The sequence below is a fragment of the Microbacterium sp. BR1 genome (assembly GCF_002812725.1).
GTDB lineage: Bacteria > Actinomycetota > Actinomycetes > Actinomycetales > Microbacteriaceae > Microbacterium.
In genome coordinates, this window is record NZ_NMUN01000008.1 from 43,120 (window position 1) to 62,498 (window position 19,379).

The window sequence follows — 19,379 nt, forward strand, 5'->3', positions numbered from 1 at the left end:
GCACGATGAACGGCCTCGCGCCCTCGCGCCTGACGCGCTGGATCATCGGCATCGTCGTCGGCGTTGCCTCCGTGATCCCGCTCGTGTCGACATTCCTCTACACGCTGCGCGACAACGCCTCGGGCGGACTGTCGCTGACCAACTGGGCGGCTCTCTTCGATCCCGAGAACGCGCGCCTCTACGCACCGATCTGGACGGGCCTCGGCAATTCGCTCGTGCTCGCCGTCGTCACGGTCCTCATCGTGCTGCTGTTGCTCGCCCCGACGATGATCCTCGTGTCGCTCCGCTTTCCGCGACTGCGGCCCGCCTTCGAGTTCGGCGTGCTCCTGCCGATCTCGATCCCCGCGATCGTGCTCGTCGTCGGCCTGACCCCGATCTACCTGCAGATCGGACGCACGCTCGGCACGGGCGCCTGGACTCTCGCCTTCGCGTACGGAATCACCGTGCTGCCGTTCGCCTATCGTTCGATCCAGGCCTCGATCGACGCCGTCGACATGAAGACGCTCTCCGAGGCGGCACGTTCGCTCGGTGCTTCGTGGCCGACCGTCGTGCTGCGCGTCCTCGCCCCGAACCTGCGGCAGGGTTTGCTCGCCGCATCCCTCATCTCGGTCGCCGTCGTGCTCGGCGAATACACCATCGCGTCGCTGCTCAACCGCCAGGTGCTGCAGACCGCGCTGGTCGTCGTGAACCGGATCGATGCCTACGCCGCATCGATCTTCACGCTGCTGGCGCTGCTGTTCGCCTTCCTCCTCTTGCTCCTCATCGGCCGCGCGGGCAGAGCCCGTACGGGAAGGACCTCATCGTGACCGACACCACTCCCCGCCCCCTGCCCCGCACCTCGGACAACCAGCTGCTGGCCGACGCCGGCGAGGGAACCCACGTCGAGTTCCGCGGGGTCGTGAAGGACTACGGCAGCACCCGCGTGCTGCACGGCGTCGACCTCGACATCAAGCCCGGCGAATTCGTCTCGCTGCTGGGGCCCTCCGGCTGCGGCAAGACCACGGCCCTGCGCGTTCTGGCGGGCCTCGAGAACGCGACCGAGGGATCGGTTCTGCTCGGAGACCGGGATGTCTCGCGCGTCCCGACCAACAAGCGCGATATCGGCATGGTGTTCCAGGCGTACTCGCTCTTCCCGCACCTGCGGATGCGCGAGAACGTCGCGTTCGGGCTACGTCGCCGCGGTGTCGCCCGAGCCACCGCAGAAACCCGCGCGATGGACGCGCTCGACCTGGTCGGCCTCGGACACCTCGGCGACCGCTACACGCACCAGCTCTCGGGGGGTCAGCAGCAGCGCGTGGCGCTCGCCCGGGCCCTCGTCACCGAACCCCGCGTGCTCCTGCTCGACGAGCCGCTCTCGGCGCTCGACGCGAAGGTGCGCGTGCAGTTGCGCGACGAGATCCGCCGCATCCAGCTGCGCCTCGGTACGACGACCGTCTTCGTCACCCACGACCAGGAAGAGGCCCTCGCGGTCTCCGACCGGATCGCCGTCATGAACGCGGGACGGATCGAACAGGTCGGAACCCCGGAAGACCTGTATCTGCGCCCCGCGACCCCGTACGTCGCCGCGTTCGTCGGACTCTCGAGCACCGTGCGTGCGGACGTCCGGGGTGGCGTCGTCGAGCTCTGGGGTCAGCGACTGCCGGCGCAGGGGGAGGCCGTGGATGGCGCGGTCGACGTGTTCCTGCGGCCCGAGAACGTGCGCCTCGCCCACGACGGGGACGCGGGCGCGCTGGGCACCGTGCAGGAGAGCACGTTCCTCGGCAGCTTCCGCCGGACACTCGTGCGGACATCCGAGGGTGAGCTCGTGCGTGTCCAGCACTCCGCCGCCGACCGCCTGTCGTATGACGACACGGTTCGCCTGACGGTCGCGCCCGAACCCGTCGTGGTGCGCCCGATAGCGGTCTGATCGGGTCCGATCGCTAGAGCGCGACTTCCTCGGCACTCGCGTGGGCGCCGGCGACTCTCTTGTCGTCGGCGTCCAGCAGTGCCTCACGCAACCGATCGGGAGCGACGCGCCAGTGCGCGTGCAGGCGATCGTCGATGAGCACCACGGGGATCTTCTCCCACCACTGCTCATACAGTGCCGGATCGTCGAGGATCGACTTCTCGACGACCTCCACCCGATCGGCAACGCGTTCGGGAAGATCGGCGAGCACGCGCTCGACGACCCCTTCTGCGACGTCGCAGAGATGGCAGTCGGGCTTGCCGATCACGGTGATTGTGGGCACGAAATCATCCTAGGCACGGATTCTCATGCCCCGGCGCCGCTGTGGATAGCGTCGGATCAGCTTTTGATCAGGTCTTGCTCAGCACACGCTCACCGCTCGGTGGGATAGCCCGCCGCGATCCACTCGCCCGTGCCACCCTCGACATTCGTCGGCTCGTAACCACGGGCCTCGAGCGCCTCGACGACGCGCGCCGACCGCCCGCCGGCCTGGCAGATCACGTCGAACGGCTCGGCGGGCAGCTGGTCGAGCAGATCACCCAACTTCGACATGGGGAGGTTGACGGCGCCCGGGACGTGCCCCGCGGCGAACTCGTCTTCTTCGCGCACATCGATGAGCGGCACGTCGCCGCGCTCGTGCAGCTGCTGAACGGTGATCGACTTCATGGCCGGTTGTCCTTCGCCTCGAGATGAACGGATGACTGCTGCCGGGGGCGCAAACACGAAGCGCCCGTCCAGGGGACAGGCGCTCGGCGTGTGGGGACCGGAGTCCCCGAGCCGCTTACTTCTTGTTGCGGCGCTGGTGGCGAGTCTTGCGAAGCAGCTTGCGGTGCTTCTTCTTCGCCATGCGCTTGCGGCGCTTCTTGATGACAGAACCCACGGAGGACCTCACTATGTCAGGGGTGGGCGCCGTCCGCGATGCGTGCGGAGGGCCCGGGAACAGGCCCCGCGAACAGAGCCTTCGGAACAGCCTACCAGTCAGCCGACGTCGGCGATGGGACGGCCCAGGTCGAGAGGGCGGCTGAGCGCTTCGGTGACCGCCTGCTCCGGGACCCGATAGGAACGACCGAAACGCACCGCGGGGAGTTCTCCCGCGTGCACGAGACGGTAGACCGTCATCTTCGAGACGCGCATGATCTCGGCGACCTCGGCAACGGTCAAGAACCGCATGTCCGGCAATTCGGCCATCTGACCGCCCCACTCTCTCCCCAAACGCGAACGCTCAGCACACTCTAGGGGGGCGGGAGACGTGTGTAAACCCGTGTGACTCGTGAGACGGGTGTGACGAGCGGGTCGGATGCGTCACACGCGCCGCTGATTACGTGCGGCGGCGGAACGCCGACGTCACGGCGTGCTTCGCGGATGCAGCGGCCCGGCCGACGAACTCCGCCGCGTGAGCCGCGGGCTCGGGGAGCCCTCCCGAGCCGATCCGGACGAGGGTCTCGGTGTCGGTCTCGTCCATGAAGAACGGGACGAGCCAGTCGTCGACGGTCTCGAGCGGGGTGCTCTGCAGGCTGTAGTAGCGATGCTGTCCCTCTTCGCGCACGGTGACGAGGTCCGCCTCGCGCAGCACTTTCAAGTGCTTCGACACGGTCGGCTGACTGACGCCGAGCTCATGAACGATCTGCGAGACGCTGGTTCCACCGTCCCCCGAAGAGGAACGAGCGAGCAGGATCTGCAGGATCTCCCGCCGTGTGCCGTCCGCGATCACGTCGAAGATGTCCGCCATCCCCATAGGTTAGCCGCGCGAGGGCCCGAGTACCATGATGGAGGTTCTGCGCGAAGGGGGCGGCTGCATGGCGAGGATGCGGCCCTTGTGGACGAAACAGTCGACCACCCGGGCACTGACGTCCATCGGTCAGGTGCTGCGCGACTTCACCACCTCGTCGCCCGCGCGGTTCGCGATCCTCGTCTTCGCGTCCCTCATCCTGATCTTCACCGCGTTGCTGTCGCTTCCCGCCGCCTCCGCCAGCGGCCGGCAGGCGCCCCTCGTCGACGCGCTCTTCACCGCCGTGTCGACGATCTGCGTGACGGGCCTCACCGTCGTCGACATCGCGACGTACTGGTCACCGATCGGCAAGGGGATCATCTTCCTCGGCGTCAACATCGGCGGAATGGGCGTCCTGACGCTCGCCTCGATCCTCGGCCTGATCATCTCGAAGCGCCTCGGGCTGCGCGCCAAGCTGATCGCCGCGAGCGACACCAACCCGATGCGCGCGCACGGCGGCCCCGTGAACGAGGGCCAGACGGTCCGCCTCGGCGAGGTCGGTCAGCTGCTCATCACCGTCGCGATCTCGACGCTCGTCATCGAGGCCGTCATCGCGGCCCTGCTCTATCCCTCGCTGCTGCTCGCGAAGGTTCCCCCGCTCGATGCTCTGTGGGAGGCGCCCTTCTACGCCGCGATGGCGTTCACGAACACGGGCTTCACCCCCAACCCGGGCGGGCTCACGCCGTTCGCCGACGACTACCTCGTGCTCACCGTGCTGATGATGGGCGTCTTCCTCGGCAGCATCGGCTTTCCCGTCATCTACGCCCTCTCGAAGCACCTCTGGCACGTCAAGAAGTGGTCGCTGCACGTGAAGCTCACGCTCATCACGACCATGTTGCTCTTCGTGGCGGGCGCTCTCGTGTTCCTCGGCCTCGAGTACAACAACGCCAAGACGTTCGGATCGATGGACGCCGGGGACACGGTCTTCCAGGCCTTCTTCCTCTCGGCGATGACGCGATCGGGCGGCTTCTCGGTCGTCGACATCGGCGAGCTCAACGGCTCGTCGCTCGTGGTGGGCTCGATGCTCATGTTCGTCGGCGGCGGCTCGGCGTCCACGGCCGGCGGCATCAAGGTCACGACACTCGCCGTACTCGCCCTCGCGGTCTGGTCCGAGGCGAAGGGGCGCGTCTCGGTCGAGGCGTTCGGCCGACGCATCCCGAGCGACGTCCAGCGGGTTGCGCTGTCGGTCGTCGCGTGGGGGGCGACGATCGTCGCGGTGTCGACCATCACGATCGCCCAGATCACGAAGGCTCCGATCGCCGAGGTGCTCTTCGACGTCATCTCCGGATTCGCGACCGTCGGCCTGTCGACGGGACTGACGGCGGACCTTCCCGATCCGGCGGCCTACGTGATGGCCCTCACCATCTTCATGGGCCGCATTGGTACAGTGACTCTCGCCGCGGCCGTGGCCGCGACATCCCGTTCGCAGCTCTACTCGCTGCCCGTGGAAAGGCCCATCGTTGGTTGAGCAGATCCGCGGCGACGCGCCCGTCCTGGTCATCGGCCTCGGCCGATTCGGAGCCGCCTGCGCGGGCGAACTCGACCGGCTCGACCGCGAGGTACTCGCGATCGACGAGAGCCTCGACCTCGTGCAGAAGTGGTCCGAGCGGGTCACCCACACGGTGCAGGCCGACGCGCGCAACATCGACGCGCTCACGCAGATCGGCGCGGCTGACTTCCAGGTCGCGGTCGTCGCCGTCGGCTCGAGCATCGAGGCATCCGTGCTCATCACCGCGAACCTCGTCGACCTGAAGGTTCCCCAGATCTGGGCGAAGGCGGTCTCGCAGTCGCACGGCAAGATCCTCGCGCGGGTCGGCGCGAACCACGTCATCTACCCCGAGCGCGAGGCGGGCGAGCGCGTCGCGCACCTGGTGAGCGGGCGGATGCTCGACTTCATCCGCTTCGACGACGACTTCGTGCTCGCCAAGATGTATCCGCCCCGGTTCATCCGTGGCGTCGGCCTGAACCAGTCGGGCGTGCGGACGAAGTACAACGTGACCGTCGTGGGCGTGAAGAGCCCCGGTAAGCCGTTCCGCTACGCCGAGGCCAACACGGTCGTGACGAACCACGACCTGATCATCGTGTCGGGCACCAACAGCGACATCGAGCGCTTCGCGTCACTCGACCGCTGACGGGCCATTCAGCTCCCGGCGGCCAGCTCGCGGGCCCGGGCGAGGGCGGCGTCGGCCGCGCGCGAGAACAGGGCGCCGAGCTCGCCCTCCTGCAGAACCGCGATCGCCCGCTCGGTCGTGCCCCCGGGGCTGGTGACGCGCCGACGCAGCTCGGCGGGCAGCTCTCCGGATGCGGCGAGCAGAGCGGATGCGCCGATGAACGTCTGCTCGGCGAGCACACGCGCCTCGGCCTCGGCGAACCCCTGGTCGCGGGCCGCGCGGGTGAACTCCTCGACGAGGAGGAAGACGTAGGCGGGGCCCGATCCCGAGATCGTCGACAGCGGATCGATCCGCTCTTCGGGCACCTCGACGACCACGCCGACCGTCTCGAAAAGGCGCCGGACGGCGTCGACCTGTTCGGCGGTCACCGCGGTCCCCGATGCGATGCCCGTGACGGCCTTGCGCACCACCGCGGGGGTGTTCGGCATCGAGCGGATCACGGCGACCTCCGCTCCGAGCACCCCGGCGAAGGTCTCGAGCGTGACACCGGCGGCCAGGCTGACGACGACGGCATCCGGGCGGAGCGCCGGAGCGATCTCGGTCAGCAGAGCGGGCACCATCGCGGGCTTCACGCCGATCAGCACGATGTCCGCATCCCGTACAGCGCGCACGTTGCCATCGGCATCGTCGGCGAGGGCGATCGAGGTCACCCCGGCCAGGTCCGCGAGCGCGGCGGCCTTCTCGCGCGAGCGGTTCGTGACGGTGATCCCGCCGCGCACGGGCGTGCCCGAGGCGAGCAGGCCCGACAGGATCGCGCCGCCCATCGATCCCGCGCCGAGAATCGCCACGGGAGGGAGCGGACGGACGGATGCTTCGTGGTCGACCATCAGGTCATCCTACGAGTCGCCGGGCTAGGATCGGCTCGGAGTCAGCGCTCTGAGTACAGGGCTCCGAGGAGAGGGACATCATGACGATTCTGGACGGGATGACCGCACGTCAGATCGAGACCCCGCGGCTCACGGTGAACGTGCTCGAGCGTACGAAGGACGACGCGGCGACGGCGCCCGAGCGCACCCTCGTGCTCATCCACGGACAGGTGTCGTCGAGCCTGATCTGGCAGGAGTTGATGCAGGATCTGCCGCGCGACCTGCGCGTCATCGCGGTCGACCTGCGCGGATTCGGCGCGACCGAGAATGCGCCCGTCGATGCCACGCGGGGCGTGCGCGACTTCAGCGACGACCTGCATGCCACGCTGGCGCTGCTCGAGGCGACGCCCGCGCACCTGGTCGGCTGGGCCCTCGGGGCAGCGGTCGCGATGCAGTACGCCCTCGACCATCCGGTGCTCAGCCTGACGCTCGAATCCCCCCTCTCGCCGTTCGGGTTCGGGGGAACGCGGCGCGACGGCACCCGGCTGACCGACGACGACGCCGGAACGGGCGCGGGGGTCGCGAACCCCGATTTCGTCGAGCGGCTGATCGCCCGCGACACGTCGACGGATGCCCCGACCTCACCCCGCAGCGTGTTCCGCGCCGCGTACGTCGCACCGGGCTACACGTCCGCACACGAAGACATCTGGGTCGAGGCGATGCTCTCGACCTCGACCGCCACCGGCAACTACCCGGGCGAGACCGTCGCGTCGGAGAACTGGCCCGGCTTCGCCCCGGGCGCGATCGGGGTCATGAATGCCGTCGCCCCGAAGTACTTCGACGTCTCGGGAATCGTCCACCTGAACCCGAAACCCCCGATCCTGTGGATCCGTGGCGAAGACGACGCCATCGTGTCCGACACGTCGTTCTTCGAAGCGGGGTATCTCGGCGAGGCCGGCGTGATCGCGGACTGGCCGGGTGCCGATATCGCACCCGCGCAGCAGATGGTCTCGCAGACCCGCGACGTGCTCGCCCGGTACGCCGACAACGGCGGCAGCGTGACCGAGATCGCGCTCGCGGGCGTGGGCCACACCCCGCACCTCGAGCGCCCGGCGGACGTGCGTCGCGCCCTGCTGCGCGTGATCGGCTACGTCGATCAGCCCGCCGATCCCGCCCCGCCCACCGAGGCGATCATCCTGAAGTCCGCGGACTGAGCGGCGGCGCGGCGTGAGTGCATCTGGTGGCGGAAAGGCGATCATCGCCGCGTTCCTCGCGAACCTCGGCATCGCCCTCGCGAAGTTCGTCGCGTGGTTCTTCTCGGGATCGGCGTCCATGCTCGCGGAGGGCATCCACTCCCTCGCCGATTCGGGCAATCAGATCCTGCTGCTGCTCGGCGGCCGGAAGGCTCGCAAGAAGGCCGATCAGGAGCATCCGTTCGGCTACGGACGCGAACGCTACGTCTACGCCTTCGTCGTGTCGATCATCCTGTTCTCGGTCGGCGGGCTGTTCTCGATCTACGAGGGCGTCGAGAAGCTGACGCACCCGCACGAGGTGACGAACGTCTGGATCCCGCTCGCGGTGCTGGTCGTCGCGATCGGGCTCGAATCGTTCTCGCTTCGCACCGCGGTGCGCGAGAGCAACCTCGTTCGAGCCAAGGGCGAGTCCTGGGTGGCGTTCATCCGGCACGCCAAGGCCCCCGAACTGCCCGTCGTGCTGCTCGAGGACGTCGCGGCGCTCATCGGCCTCGTGTTCGCACTCCTCGGTGTGGGCCTCACCGCCATCACGGGCAATCCGCTGTTCGACGCGCTCGGCACCCTGATGATCGGCACGCTCCTGATCGTCGTCGCGATCACCCTCGGCATCGAGACCAAGAGTCTCCTGGTCAGCGAGGGCGCGAACGAGGGCGACCACTCGGCCATTCTGCGCGCGATCGAATCCGGCGCCTCGCCCGTCACCCTCATCCACATGAAGACGCTCTACCTCGGCCCCGACGAACTGATGGTCGCCGCGAAGCTCGGCTTCCCCGCCGATCACACGCTCGATGAGGTTGCGGCCACGATCGACGAGATCGAAGAACGCATCCGCGCGGCCGTTCCCGCGGCGCGCGTGGTCTACCTCGAGCCGGACATCCTGCGTGTCTCGAAGAACGCGCCCAGCAGCGCGGCGGATGCCTCGGCCTCCACTCCCCCGACGACCTCCGCGCGGTAGGGCAACCGCCGATCGCGGACGACGTCGTAGACAGACCCCGCGGCTCCCGCCTTGTCGTCCCAGGAACCGAAGACGAGACGCGAAATCCGGGCCTGCAGGAGCGCACCCGCGCACATCACGCACGGCTCCAGGGTGACGACGAGCGTGTGACCCTCGAGGTTCCACGATCCGGCGATCTCGGCCGCGCGCCGGAGCGCCAGCACCTCGGCGTGGGCGGTCGGATCCCCGGTCAGCGCGCGTTCATTCCGGCCCTCGGCGACGATCGCTCCCGAGGCATCCGTCACGACGGCCCCGACGGGGACATCACCCGCGGCGCCCGCCTCGCCGGCGAGTGCGAGTGCGCGCGCCATCGCCGCGCGGTCGGCGGCGGAGACATCGGTCGGCGAGATGCCCCGGGATTCGACGGTCACGCCCCGAGCATACGACTCGGTAGCCTGTGCTTATGCGTGTGCATGTCGCCGATCATCCCCTCATCACCCACAAGCTGACGGTGTTGCGCGACGAGCGCACCCCGTCGCCCGTGTTCCGCCAACTCACCTCCGAGCTGGTGACGCTGCTCGCCTACGAGGCGACGCGCGCCGTGCGGGTCGAAGAGGTCGAGATCCAGACGCCGGTCACGACGACCACGGGTGTCCGCATCGGCAACCCGCGTCCGCTCGTCGTGCCGATCCTGCGCGCGGGCCTCGGCATGCTCGAGGGCATGGTCACGCTGCTGCCCACCGCCGAGGTCGGCTTTCTGGGCATGGTGCGCAACGAAGAGACGCTCGAGCCCTCGACCTATGCCGAGCGTCTGCCCGACGACCTCAGCGACCGCCAGTGCTTCGTGCTCGACCCGATGCTCGCAACGGGCGGATCGCTCGGCGCGGCCATCGAGTTCCTGTTCCAGCGCGGCGCGCAGGACGTCACGGCGATCTGCCTGCTCGGCGCCCCCGAGGGCGTCGCGGCGATCGAGCGCCAGGTCGCCGGACGCGATGTGACCCTCGTGCTGGGTGCGCTCGATGAGCGTCTCAACGAGAAGGGCTACATCGTTCCGGGACTCGGCGACGCCGGCGATCGGCTCTACGGAACCGTCTAGTCCTTCGCGACCTACTCCTTCGCGACCACAGTCACGGTGAATTCGACGGGCTGGATACCACCCTGCTCGTTGGTCAGCGTCACCTCGGTCTCGCCCACGGCCTCGGCCATCAGGCCCGGGTTGAACGTCGCGCCGTCGCGCTCGCCACCCTTCGAGAAGCTCACGATCGACGAGTCGGCGATCTCGGCCGAGTAGCTGTCTTCGGCGAGGTCGCCCGTGGTGATGTCGAGGGCCTGCCCGACGCGAAGCTCGACGCTCGCACCCTGAAGCTCCTCAGCGGACATGATGACGGGGGCTATCACCTCGTTGTCGCCCGAGGACGAGCAGCCCGCGAGGGCGAACGTAGCGAAGACAGCGGCGGCGGCAAGAGCCAGGATGCGGGTTTTCATGCGATCAGTGTGGCGGATCCGCGCCCTCCGGCGCAGCAGGCTTGCGTTTCGGCGTGGCGGGCCCGCGCTAGCGTTGGGGGGATGAACCACCGCATCGTCGTCATGGGGGTCTCGGCCGTCGGCAAGTCGACCGTGGGCGCGGCCCTCGCTGAGCGCCTGGGGATCCCGTTCCTCGATGCCGATGATCTGCACGATGCCGCCGCGGTCGCGTCGATGTCGGCGGGCATCGCGCTGACGGACGCCGACCGGATGCCGTGGCTCGGCCGCGTCGGCGACGCCCTGGCCTCGCAGCCCGGCGGCGCCGTCATCGCCTGCTCCGCGCTGGCGCGGCGCTACCGCGATGCCATCCGGGCCGCCGCGCCCGACGCCGTCTTCGTTCATCTCGACGCGCCCGCGGACGTGCTCGCCATCCGCGCGGGCGCTCGCGAGGGCCACTTCATGCCGACCTCGCTGCTCGCCTCTCAGCTGGCGACGCTCGAGCCCCTCGCGGCCACCGAGGCCGGGTTCGCGGTCGATGCGAGTCTGCCCGTCGACGATCTCGTCACGGCCGCGGCACAGCGACTGGATCCGACACCAGCCGAGCGAAACCGCTGAGCCGCGCCACCCCTTCGGGGGTATGGGGCAGATCGTCGAGCAAACCCGGCGAGTAGACGAGGAAAGCCGCGACCTCGGCGCGCGAGATCGCGACGTTCAGACGGTTGGCGAGCAGCAGGAACTCGAGCCCCCGGGGCGCGTCGCGCCCGGACGAGGCGGCGAGCGACACGATCGACACCGCGGCCTCTTGCCCCTGGAACTTGTCGACCGTTCCGACACGCACGGGCGGGAGCTGCGCCGCCGCGAGGGCCGCGAGGACGGTCGCCGCCTGCGCGTTGTAGGGCGTGACGATGATGATGTCGTCGGCCGTGAGCGGTCGTGGAGGCGCGACCCGCGCCTCCCCTCCGTCGCGGTTCAGGTCCGTCCACGTCGATCCGATCAGCCCGCTCACCAGCTCGACGACCGAGGCCGCCTCTTCGACCGACGCCGTCGCGTTGCCGTGATGGGGGATCGGAACGCAGTGCAACCCCGGCTCGACGCCATCGATCGAGCGCAGGGCGGCGGAAGGGTGGGAGGCGAGACGCCCGGCGTACGACAGGTTCGACACGGGCAGGGCGACGCGCGGATGCATGCGGCGACTCTCGGGCAGGAAGTACCCGAGAGCATCGGGCAACACCGCCGAGCCGTCCATGATCCAGCCGAGCGCCGACGTGTCGACGGGTTCCGGATGCGTTCCCTGGCTCACCTGCGGGAGCTGCTGCGGGTCGCCCAGCAGGAGCAGTCGCTGCGCGGCGACCGACACCGCGATCGTCGAGGCGAGCGAGAACTGCCCGGCCTCGTCGATCACGAGCAGGTCGAGCGATCCGCGCGGGAAACGACCGTCGTGGCTGAAGTCCCAGGCGGTCCCGCCGACCACGAACCCCGACACGGCGTGCTCGTGCGCAAATGCCGCGACGCCGTTCTTGGGCAGCGGCGTGAACCGCACCTCGGCGGTGTCGTCCTTGGGCGCCTTGCCGACCCGCGCGGCCGGCACCCCGGCGTCGATCACCCGATCGAGCATGTGCTCGACGACCGCGTGCGACTGGGCCACGACGCCGATCTTCCAGCTGTGTTCGCGCACCAGACGCTCGATCACGTGTGATCCGACATACGTCTTGCCCGTTCCCGGGGGGCCCTGCACCGCGAGGTAGCTGCGGTCGAGGTCGCGGAGCGTCGCGACGATCGCCGGAACGGGATCGGCCGCGTCGGCTGGTTCCGGCCGACCCGCGCTCAGCCGCGGCGGACGACGCCGCAGCAGGTCGGTCGCCGGATCGGCGGGGAAAGCGGGGCTCGCCGCGATCACGCTGTCGGCCCACTCGTCGATCGCCACCTGCTGCGACAGGGCGCGCGGCGGCGCGGCGGGGGTGATCGCGATCGGCAGTTCGCCCCAGGTGAACCCGCCCCGGGCGCGTTCTTCCACGAGCGCACCGTCCTCGAGTTCTTCGAGGACGCGACCGCGGTGATCGGCATGCAGCCACCGCGGCGACGCCTCGAAGACGAAAGGCGCCGGGAGTTCGTACAGCAGGAACGGTTCGCTCCCCACCGACAGCCGTGTGCCCGGCGCGAGTTCTCCGCGCAGGCGCAGGATGCGTCGATCCACCCGTTGCCCCTCGGCCCGGTGCCAGTCCTCCACGACCTCGCAGCGCGAAGCGTCCAGCACCGCGACATCGCGGCTCTGCTCCCACACCGACACGGGCTCACGCAACCGCAGGAAGTGGGTCGCCCAGAAGCTCTTCGCCTCGCGCGGGTAATAGTCGATCGCGGCCGCGCCGAGGCGCAGGGCCCGGGCATCTGGATCTGTGGATTCCGCATCAGCCCCCTCGGCGAGCGCGGTCAGCGCGACGGCACGCGGCGACGGCTCGTACCCGGCGCCATCGGGCTCGGGGTCGGCGGCCGAGACGATGCCCACCTCGTCCGCGCGGTCGCGTAACCAGTTGCGCAGACGCCGCGTCGAGACGCAGTCGTAACGGTTGTAGTCGGCGATGTCGTCGAGGATCGCTTCGGCGCCCGCGTCGTCGCCGGCGTCCTGGAGCATCCGCGCCTCGACGTACCGGACGATCGACTCGTCGCCGCGCTGGACATCGCTCTGCCGCGTCTCGTCGCCCATGTAGAGCGGCTCGAGCTTCTTGATGGAGTACGAACGCGACCCGACCCGAAGGGCACGCCGAACGATCGGGTACAGATCGACGAAGACACCGTCGCGTAGCAGCCGATCGACCTGCGCCTCGCCCGTGCCGTGCCGTGCGGCCATCGCCAGCAGATGCGTCGGCTCGTACGGGGCGTAGTGGTAGATGTGCATGCCGGGATGTGCCAGGCGGTGCAGGTCGACGAAGTCGAGGAAGCGTGAGAGGGCGACACGCTCCTCGTCGAACGAGTGCGCCCAGAGGCGTGAGAAGTTCTCGCGTTCGTCGACCCAGCCGAACAGGTAGTCGATGCCCCACTCCGTGCCCACACCCTCGGTGTAGAGCGGATCGCCCTCGAAGTCGAAGAACAGGTCGCCGGGATCCGCGGGCGGCAGCGCGGCCAGGGCCGCGGGCTCGACCACGCGGTACACCGGCACGGGAGTCATGTCATCGGGGGCGTCCGCCAGGGCGATCTCGGACGCACGCTGCAACTGCGCCTGCGTGCGGAGCAGGCCGAAGACGTCCGCGTTCATCTTCGCGGGCGGCGCCTGCGCGACCGAGAGTTCGTCCAGGGTGCGGATGCCGGCGTCGCGGAGTTTCGTGCGCTGCAGCGGCCGCATGCCCGCCACCAGCAGCAGGTCGCGGGATGCCTCGACCTCGATCTGGCACGTGGCACATCGACCGCAGGCGAAATACCGGTCGTCACCCCAGGCGGCGGGCGCATCGGCGGGACCCCGCTCGAGGTGACGGCTCTCGATCAGTTCGACCAGGCGCGCGTAGCGCAGGTGATAGACGGGCAGGATGTCGTCCACGAGATGCGAGCTCGTCGTGCCATCGCCGAGCAACAGCTCGACGCGATCCGACCGCGGCACGCCGAGTTCATCGAGCCGCTGTACGTATGCCGCGAGCTGCATGAGCGCGGTGACGCGAGCACGACGTGCGAGCTTGGTGTCTTGAACCAGCCAGCGCCCGCTCTCGTCCCGAATCAGGAAGTCGGCGAAGCCGACGAAGTCGGCGGTGGCGAACGCCGCCTGATAGATGATGCGCACGGAGGGGTCCGCGAGCGCCGCGTTCGTGAGGCGGACGGCTTCTGCCAGGGCCGGAGCATCGACCGACGACACCTGAGCGATGGTGGCCACGCCATCCGGATCCTCCTCCCGATACCGCTCGAGCACGCGCCGCTCGTGTCGATCGCCGAGTCGTGCCGCGCGCTCCAGTGTGAGATCTTCGGGTTCGACGACCTGCTCGATGCGGCCCAGCCGCGCATCGATCGCACGGACCCACGCGAACTCGCATTCCGACGCGGCTTTGAGGTCGCTCGCGCTCGTCACCAGTCGGCCTTCGTTCTCGATGTATCGCACGGGGTCCCCTCCGTCTGCGACCCTACCCGCGGCCTCGGACAGCCGATCGGACTACGTGGACTTCTTCGTGCGTGCCGTCAGGTCGACCAGCGAGACGACGAATGCGAGAGAGATGCCGACACCGACCGTGACCATCCCGACCGCGTACGCGTCGTGATAGACGACGATCGTGGGGACGGAATCACCTTCGCTGTAGATCGTCGCGTAGAAGAAGGCGAGCGCGATGGCGGTGCCGATGGATGTTCCGATGCGCTGCCCGAGCTGACTCACCGACCCCGCGAGGCCGCCGCGTTTGGGCGGGATGTCGGCGAGCGCGAGCGTCTGGTTGGGCGAGACGACGAGCCCGCCACCCGCTCCGGCGGCGACCATGATCGCCGCCATGACCCAGATCACGGCGCCCGACGGCACGAAGAGGGCCGCCAGAACGAGCCCGGCCGTGCCTGCCAGCAGGATCGCGAGCCCCCACACCACGAGCGGTCGACCGATCCGGTTGACCCACAGACCGCCGAACCACGAGGTCAGGGCGCTCGCGAGGGCGAATCCGATCGTGACCATGCCCGCGAAGACCGGCTCGAGGCCGACCCCTCCCTGCAGATACAGCGTGGTCAGCAAGAACAGCGCGGGAAGCGCGGCGAAGTAGGCCGACGCCAAGATCGTGCCATTGCGGTACGACGAGACCCGGAACAGCCCGAGCGGGACGAGGGGCTGGTGCCCCCGCGCCTGGTATGTCCGCTCCCAGACGATGAAAGTGCCGATGAAGAGCACGGATGGAACGAGCAGCCACCACCGGTTCGGGTCGTCCGTCGGTGAGCCGGTCGTGAAGAGGAAGGGCCAGAGCAGCGAGACGACCGCGAGCCCGAACAGCAGGATGCCGACCGGGTCGAGCGAGAGCTTGCGCCTCGACTTCGTCCGCGTGGCCGGCAGCAGCCAGATCGCCGCGGCGATCGCGATCAGCGCCAGGGGAACGTTCATCCAGAAGATGCCGCGCCATCCGTCGGTCGGACCACCGATCGCGATGGCGAGCCCACCGAGCGTCGGCCCGAAGGCGGTCGCAATCCCGATGCTCGCGCCGAACAGACCGAACGCCTTGCCGCGCTCCGCCCCGCGGAACAACTGCTGGATCAGGCCCAGCACCTGGGGCATCTGGATGCCGGCGGCAACGCCCTGGATCAACCGGGCGACGAGCAGGACGGTGACGTCCTGCGCCAGAGCGCAGACGAGGCTGGTCACCGTGAACAGTGAGAGGCCGACGATGAACAAGGCGCGACGCGAGCGCTGGTCGCCGAGTCGCCCCATCGGGACGAGCGCCAGACCGAACGCCAGCACGTAGCCCGACACGACGAGCTGCAGCTCGGTCGATCCGGCGCCGAACGCCTTCTCGATGGAGGGCAGGGCCACGTTGACCTTGCTGAGGTCGAGGATCGTGAGGGCGGCGACACCGACGCAGACCCAGTAGGCACGCCACCGATGCCGCTCGGTGAGGGCGATCTCACGCGTGCGCGGTGGCTCTTCCGGGGGTGCCGTACTCATCCTGACCACCCTAGGGTGCCAGACTGGGGTGATGACCGACGGCCTTCCGTTCCGCAACGCCTACCGCCACGGCTTTGCGCGCGTTGCGGCGTGCACGATCCCGGTGCGCATCGGTGACCCCGCCTCGAATGCCCGGGCTGTTCTCGAGACCGCCCGCGAATGCCACGACGACGCCGTGGCCGTCGCGGTCTTCCCCGAACTCTGCCTGACCGGGTATGCCATCGACGACCTCGTACTGCAGGATGCCCTCCTGGATGCGACCGAGGCCGCGATCGGGCGTCTGATCGAGGCGTCACGCGATCTCATGACCGTGCTCGTCGTCGGCGCGCCGCTCAGGCACCGCAACCGGCTCTACAACTGCGCCGTCGTCATCCACGGCGGCGAGCTGCTCGGCGTCGTGCCGAAGTCCTACCTGCCCACCTATCGCGAGTTCTACGAGCGCCGCTGGTACGCGGCCGGCGACGAACTGACCGGCGATGAGGCGCGCTGGATCTCGGTTGCGGGCGCGGAGGCACCGTTCGGACCCCACCTGCTCTTCGCCGCCGAGGACCTACCGGGTCTGGTGCTGCACGCGGAGGTCTGCGAGGACGTGTGGGTTCCGATCCCACCGTCGTCCGAGGCCGCGCTCGCCGGTGCCACCGTGATGGTCAACCTGTCGGGCAGCCCCATCACGATCGGCCGGGCAGACGAGCGCGCGATCCTCTGCCGAGCGCAGTCGTTCCGCTGCCTCTCGGCCTACGTCTACGCCGCCGCCGGTCAGGGCGAGTCGACCAACGACCTGTCGTGGGACGGCCAGACGATGATCTACGAGCTCGGCGGGCTGCTCGCCGAGACCGAGCGCTTCCCGGATGGCCCGCGCCGGTCGGTCGCGGACGTCGACCTCGATCGGATCCGCCAGGATCGCGCCAGGCAGGGCACGTTCGACGACAACCGCCGCACGCACGCGGTACGCACCGGCGCATTCGTGACGGTGCCGTTCACGCTCGGCGTCCCCGCGCACGAGACGGGGCTCAGGCGTCCGATCGATCGTTTCCCGTTCGTGCCCGACGACCCCGCGCGCCTGGCCCAGGACTGCTACGAGGCCTTCAACATCCAGGTCACGGGACTCGTCCAACGCCTGACGGCGATCGGCGGCCCGAAGCCGGTCATCGGCGTCAGCGGCGGCATCGACTCGACGCACGCACTGCTCGTGGTGGCGCGCGCGATGGACCGGATGGGTCGTCCCCGCTCCGACATCCTGGCGTACACCATGCCCGGCTTCGCGACGAGCGACCACACGAAATCGAACGCGATCGCCCTCGCCGAGGCCGTCGGCGCCTCGATCGAGACCATCGACATCCGCGACGCGGCCAACGAGATGCTTGAGAAGATCGGGCATCCCTTCAGCGGCGGCGAACCGGTCTACGACGTGACCTTCGAGAACGTCCAGGCGGGCCTGCGCACCGACTACCTCTTCCGTCTCGCCAACCAGAACGGCGGGATCGTGATCGGCACGTCCGACCTGTCGGAGCTCGCGCTGGGGTGGGCGACGTACGGCGTCGGCGACCAGATGAGCCACTACGCGGTCAACACCGGAGTTCCGAAGACGCTCATCCAGCACATCATCCGCTGGGTCATCGCCGCGGGCGAGGGCGTCGACGCCGCGGAAGCCGCCGTTCTGCAATCGGTGCTCGACACCGAGATCAGTCCCGAGCTCGTGCCGGCCGACGCGGACGGCGCGACGCAGTCCACCGAATCGCTCGTCGGCCCGTATGCGCTGCACGACTTCACGCTCTTCCACGTGTTGCGGTACGGCTTCCTGCCGTCCAAGATCGCTTTCCTCGCGCACGAGGCGTGGGCGGACCCGGATGCCGCGGGCTGGCCGCCGGGGTTCCCCGAAGACGCTCGGCTGTCCTACGACCTGGCGACGATCGTGCGGTGGCTCGAGGTGTTCCTGAAGCGCTATTTCGCTTTCGCGCAGTTCAAGCGTTCGGCGCTGCCGAACGGACCGAAGGTCTCGGCCGCGGGCTCGCTCTCGCCGCGCGGCGACTGGCGGGCACCCTCGGATGGGAACGCGCAGGCCTGGCTCGACGAGCTACGGCAGGCCCTGCCCGAGCTCGCCTCCGACTGATGCGCACTCAGGCCGCGGCGTCCGCGTCGGGCGTCCGGTCACGCAGACCCACGCGGTCGGGGATCTCGAACGCCAGGCCGGGCAACCACGTGACGGGCTCGGGCCACGGGCGCGAGGTCGGCAGCGCCGTAAGCAGCCGCCGGAACGCGGTGTCACCCGGTGTCGCCGGGGATGCCGCGGGAAGGACCCGACGCGGAGCCCGGAATCCGAGGGCGCCGCACCACCAGTGCCGCCACGTGTCGTCGGCCGCGTCCGGATCGAGCACGATGTAGTAGTCGGGCATCAGCGCCGTGCCCTCCTCGAAGTGGGCGAGCGCCGCCTCGACCTCGACCTCGAGCGTGCCGAGCGTCGCGCGTTCCTCGTAGAGTTCGACCCACGCGGCCGCGACGTGTTCGAGGGGATCGGCGTCGTGCACGATCCAGGGTGTGCTGCACGCCGAGATTCGGCGAGCGGCGGTGGCGGGATCGGAATCCCGCAGCGAGAGGGTCTCGACTCCCGGGATGCCCTCGAGAGTCGAGATCGCGCTCGCCGATTCAGAACCGACGATTGCGACGATCGTTCCGGTGGCTCCCGCGAAAGGGGAGGTGTCTGAGTGCGCCATGACTCAGCCTACGTCCGCTCGTGTTGCGGGCGGATGTCCCGCACCGGCCGATCACGTAACAGTGGATCGCGCCACCCTCAGTCGCCGGAGCGGGCGTTGTAGACGACGATGCCGCCGCTGTCGACGGCCGCGCGGTAGGCGCGGAAGACCGCGAGGGCCTCGTCGCGCAGCACGTCCTGCACGACCTCGATTCCGCGGGCCTCGAACTGCTCAGCCCAGTCCTCGACCATCGGCCCCTCGTCGAAGGTGCTGATCTCTTCGAGCTCGGGACCAGAACCAGCGACGACGAGGGTGCGCACACCCGACCACATGGTGGCGCCGTAGCACTGCACGCACGGACGCCAGTTGACGACCAGTTCGTGGGGCGACAGTCCCTCGGCCCCGAGGTCCCAGGATCCGACACGGGCCTGCGCCGTGCCGAGCGCGGTGACCTCGGCGTGTGCCGACGAGATGCCGCTGCCGAGGACGACGTTGACCCCGACGGACACGATGCGTCCCGTGTCGGTCTCGGCGACGAGCGCGGCGAACGGTCCGCCGTTCCCCTCCCGCCAGTTGCGATCGGCGAGACGGTGCACGAGCGCCATCCGTTCGGCACGGTCCGGGATGATATCCGGCACGCCGTGCAGTTCTTCGGCGATCCAGTCGGGAAGGTTCACCGAGTACCCGGTGGAGAAATAGGCCATATCCATGGCCTCATCTTGCCGGATGCGTGTGTCGCG

The 19,379-nt window shown here is 69.2% G+C and carries 21 protein-coding genes; 9 read left to right on the forward strand and 12 right to left on the reverse strand.

The features are described from left to right. Positions 1-5 precede the first annotated feature (5 nt). Both CGU35_RS12940 and CGU35_RS12945 read left to right on the forward strand, forming a co-directional pair. On the forward strand, positions 6-806 hold the full coding sequence (locus CGU35_RS12940; protein WP_100812174.1) for an ABC transporter permease subunit: 801 nt from the start codon (positions 6-8) through the stop codon (positions 804-806). Next, positions 800-1,906 (forward strand): ABC transporter ATP-binding protein, encoded by a 1,107-nt coding sequence (locus CGU35_RS12945; RefSeq protein ID WP_100812173.1) that lies wholly within the window; start codon positions 800-802, stop codon positions 1,904-1,906. The genes CGU35_RS12940 and CGU35_RS12945 overlap by 7 nt, the downstream gene beginning before the upstream one ends. Positions 1,907-1,919: 13 nt before the next feature. Here the strand turns inward: CGU35_RS12945 and CGU35_RS12950 are convergent, their stop codons facing one another. The 5 genes from CGU35_RS12950 to CGU35_RS12970 form a co-directional block, all read right to left on the reverse strand. Beyond that, complete coding sequence (locus tag CGU35_RS12950) at positions 1,920-2,228, reverse strand: glutaredoxin family protein (protein ID WP_100811997.1); 309 nt, start codon at positions 2,226-2,228, stop codon at positions 1,920-1,922. A gap of 89 nt (positions 2,229-2,317) precedes the next feature. Continuing rightward, entirely contained in the window at positions 2,318-2,611 is a 294-nt protein-coding gene (locus CGU35_RS12955; RefSeq protein ID WP_100811998.1) for a rhodanese-like domain-containing protein, read from the reverse strand. Between the two features lie 115 nt (positions 2,612-2,726). After that, complete coding sequence (locus CGU35_RS12960; protein WP_003792170.1) at positions 2,727-2,825, reverse strand: 30S ribosomal protein bS22; 99 nt, start codon at positions 2,823-2,825, stop codon at positions 2,727-2,729. A gap of 98 nt (positions 2,826-2,923) precedes the next feature. Further along, positions 2,924-3,133, reverse strand: coding sequence for a helix-turn-helix domain-containing protein (locus tag CGU35_RS12965; protein ID WP_100811999.1), 210 nt, complete (start codon positions 3,131-3,133; stop codon positions 2,924-2,926). 130 nt (positions 3,134-3,263) lie between these two features. Further along, positions 3,264-3,674: an ArsR/SmtB family transcription factor gene (locus CGU35_RS12970; RefSeq protein ID WP_100812000.1), complete on the reverse strand. Its 411-nt coding sequence runs from the start codon at positions 3,672-3,674 to the stop codon at positions 3,264-3,266. Between the two features lie 85 nt (positions 3,675-3,759). On the opposite strand from CGU35_RS12970, the gene CGU35_RS12975 reads away from it, so the two are divergent. Continuing rightward, positions 3,760-5,181, forward strand: coding sequence for a TrkH family potassium uptake protein (locus tag CGU35_RS12975; protein ID WP_232711305.1), 1,422 nt, complete (start codon positions 3,760-3,762; stop codon positions 5,179-5,181). Next, positions 5,174-5,845, forward strand: a complete 672-nt coding sequence (locus CGU35_RS12980; protein WP_100812001.1) for a potassium channel family protein — start codon at positions 5,174-5,176, stop codon at positions 5,843-5,845. The genes CGU35_RS12975 and CGU35_RS12980 overlap by 8 nt, the downstream gene beginning before the upstream one ends. A gap of 8 nt (positions 5,846-5,853) precedes the next feature. Here the strand turns inward: CGU35_RS12980 and proC are convergent, their stop codons facing one another. Then, complete coding sequence (proC, locus tag CGU35_RS12985) at positions 5,854-6,711, reverse strand: pyrroline-5-carboxylate reductase (RefSeq protein ID WP_100812002.1); 858 nt, start codon at positions 6,709-6,711, stop codon at positions 5,854-5,856. 80 nt (positions 6,712-6,791) lie between these two features. Here proC and CGU35_RS12990 point away from each other — a divergent pair, with 80 nt between their 5' ends. Both CGU35_RS12990 and CGU35_RS12995 read left to right on the forward strand, forming a co-directional pair. Next, complete coding sequence (locus tag CGU35_RS12990) at positions 6,792-7,904, forward strand: alpha/beta hydrolase (protein WP_100812003.1); 1,113 nt, start codon at positions 6,792-6,794, stop codon at positions 7,902-7,904. Positions 7,905-7,917: 13 nt separating this feature from the next. Next, positions 7,918-8,898, forward strand: coding sequence for a cation diffusion facilitator family transporter (locus tag CGU35_RS12995; RefSeq protein ID WP_100812004.1), 981 nt, complete (start codon positions 7,918-7,920; stop codon positions 8,896-8,898). Here CGU35_RS12995 and CGU35_RS13000 read toward each other — a convergent pair. Then, the gene (locus CGU35_RS13000; protein ID WP_100812176.1) at positions 8,802-9,248 is read right to left on the reverse strand and encodes a nucleoside deaminase; all 447 of its coding nucleotides are present in this window, start codon (positions 9,246-9,248) and stop codon (positions 8,802-8,804) included. The two genes, CGU35_RS12995 and CGU35_RS13000, sit on opposite strands and share 97 nt — an antisense overlap. A gap of 92 nt (positions 9,249-9,340) precedes the next feature. Between CGU35_RS13000 and upp the strand changes: the two genes are divergently transcribed. Next, a complete protein-coding gene (upp, locus tag CGU35_RS13005; RefSeq protein WP_100812005.1) occupies positions 9,341-9,973 on the forward strand; it encodes a uracil phosphoribosyltransferase in 633 nt (210 codons plus the stop codon). 11 nt (positions 9,974-9,984) lie between these two features. Here upp and CGU35_RS13010 read toward each other — a convergent pair whose 3' ends face one another. Continuing rightward, positions 9,985-10,362 carry a hypothetical protein gene (locus tag CGU35_RS13010; RefSeq protein WP_100812006.1) on the reverse strand — a complete coding sequence of 126 codons (378 nt, stop codon included), beginning with the start codon at positions 10,360-10,362 and terminating at the stop codon, positions 9,985-9,987. Between the two features lie 81 nt (positions 10,363-10,443). Between CGU35_RS13010 and CGU35_RS13015 the strand changes: the two genes are divergently transcribed. Continuing rightward, entirely contained in the window at positions 10,444-10,956 is a 513-nt protein-coding gene (locus CGU35_RS13015) for a gluconokinase (protein WP_100812007.1), read from the forward strand. Here CGU35_RS13015 and CGU35_RS13020 read toward each other — a convergent pair. Both CGU35_RS13020 and CGU35_RS13025 read right to left on the reverse strand, forming a co-directional pair. Continuing rightward, on the reverse strand, positions 10,904-14,419 hold the full coding sequence (locus tag CGU35_RS13020; RefSeq protein ID WP_100812008.1) for a TM0106 family RecB-like putative nuclease: 3,516 nt from the start codon (positions 14,417-14,419) through the stop codon (positions 10,904-10,906). The two genes, CGU35_RS13015 and CGU35_RS13020, sit on opposite strands and share 53 nt — an antisense overlap. 51 nt (positions 14,420-14,470) lie before the next feature. Continuing rightward, the gene (locus CGU35_RS13025; protein ID WP_100812177.1) at positions 14,471-15,949 is read right to left on the reverse strand and encodes an MFS transporter; all 1,479 of its coding nucleotides are present in this window, start codon (positions 15,947-15,949) and stop codon (positions 14,471-14,473) included. A gap of 31 nt (positions 15,950-15,980) precedes the next feature. On the opposite strand from CGU35_RS13025, the gene CGU35_RS13030 reads away from it, so the two are divergent. Beyond that, a complete protein-coding gene (locus CGU35_RS13030; RefSeq protein ID WP_100812009.1) occupies positions 15,981-18,059 on the forward strand; it encodes an NAD(+) synthase in 2,079 nt (692 codons plus the stop codon). Positions 18,060-18,066: 7 nt separating this feature from the next. Here CGU35_RS13030 and CGU35_RS13035 read toward each other — a convergent pair whose 3' ends face one another. Beyond that, positions 18,067-18,660, reverse strand: coding sequence for a hypothetical protein (locus tag CGU35_RS13035; RefSeq protein ID WP_100812010.1), 594 nt, complete (start codon positions 18,658-18,660; stop codon positions 18,067-18,069). A 77-nt stretch (positions 18,661-18,737) separates the two neighbouring features. After that, entirely contained in the window at positions 18,738-19,349 is a 612-nt protein-coding gene (locus CGU35_RS13040) for a nucleoside deaminase (RefSeq protein ID WP_181003312.1), read from the reverse strand. Between the last annotated feature and the right edge of the window lie 30 nt (positions 19,350-19,379).

Coding starts and splice junctions, on each gene's coding strand:
- CGU35_RS12940 (WP_100812174.1), top strand. CDS start 6: ATGAACGGCCTCGCGCCCTCGCGCCTGACGCGCTGGATCATCGGCATC.
- CGU35_RS12955 (WP_100811998.1), bottom strand. CDS start 2,611: ATGAAGTCGATCACCGTTCAGCAGCTGCACGAGCGCGGCGACGTGCCG.
- CGU35_RS12965 (WP_100811999.1), bottom strand. CDS start 3,133: ATGGCCGAATTGCCGGACATGCGGTTCTTGACCGTTGCCGAGGTCGCC.
- CGU35_RS12970 (WP_100812000.1), bottom strand. CDS start 3,674: ATGGCGGACATCTTCGACGTGATCGCGGACGGCACACGGCGGGAGATC.
- proC (WP_100812002.1), bottom strand. CDS start 6,711: ATGGTCGACCACGAAGCATCCGTCCGTCCGCTCCCTCCCGTGGCGATT.
- CGU35_RS12990 (WP_100812003.1), top strand. CDS start 6,792: ATGACGATTCTGGACGGGATGACCGCACGTCAGATCGAGACCCCGCGG.
- CGU35_RS13000 (WP_100812176.1), bottom strand. CDS start 9,248: ATGGCGCGCGCACTCGCACTCGCCGGCGAGGCGGGCGCCGCGGGTGAT.
- upp (WP_100812005.1), top strand. CDS start 9,341: ATGCGTGTGCATGTCGCCGATCATCCCCTCATCACCCACAAGCTGACG.
- CGU35_RS13010 (WP_100812006.1), bottom strand. CDS start 10,362: ATGAAAACCCGCATCCTGGCTCTTGCCGCCGCCGCTGTCTTCGCTACG.
- CGU35_RS13015 (WP_100812007.1), top strand. CDS start 10,444: ATGAACCACCGCATCGTCGTCATGGGGGTCTCGGCCGTCGGCAAGTCG.
- CGU35_RS13025 (WP_100812177.1), bottom strand. CDS start 15,949: ATGAGTACGGCACCCCCGGAAGAGCCACCGCGCACGCGTGAGATCGCC.
- CGU35_RS13030 (WP_100812009.1), top strand. CDS start 15,981: ATGACCGACGGCCTTCCGTTCCGCAACGCCTACCGCCACGGCTTTGCG.
- CGU35_RS13035 (WP_100812010.1), bottom strand. CDS start 18,660: ATGGCGCACTCAGACACCTCCCCTTTCGCGGGAGCCACCGGAACGATC.
- CGU35_RS13040 (WP_181003312.1), bottom strand. CDS start 19,349: ATGGATATGGCCTATTTCTCCACCGGGTACTCGGTGAACCTTCCCGAC.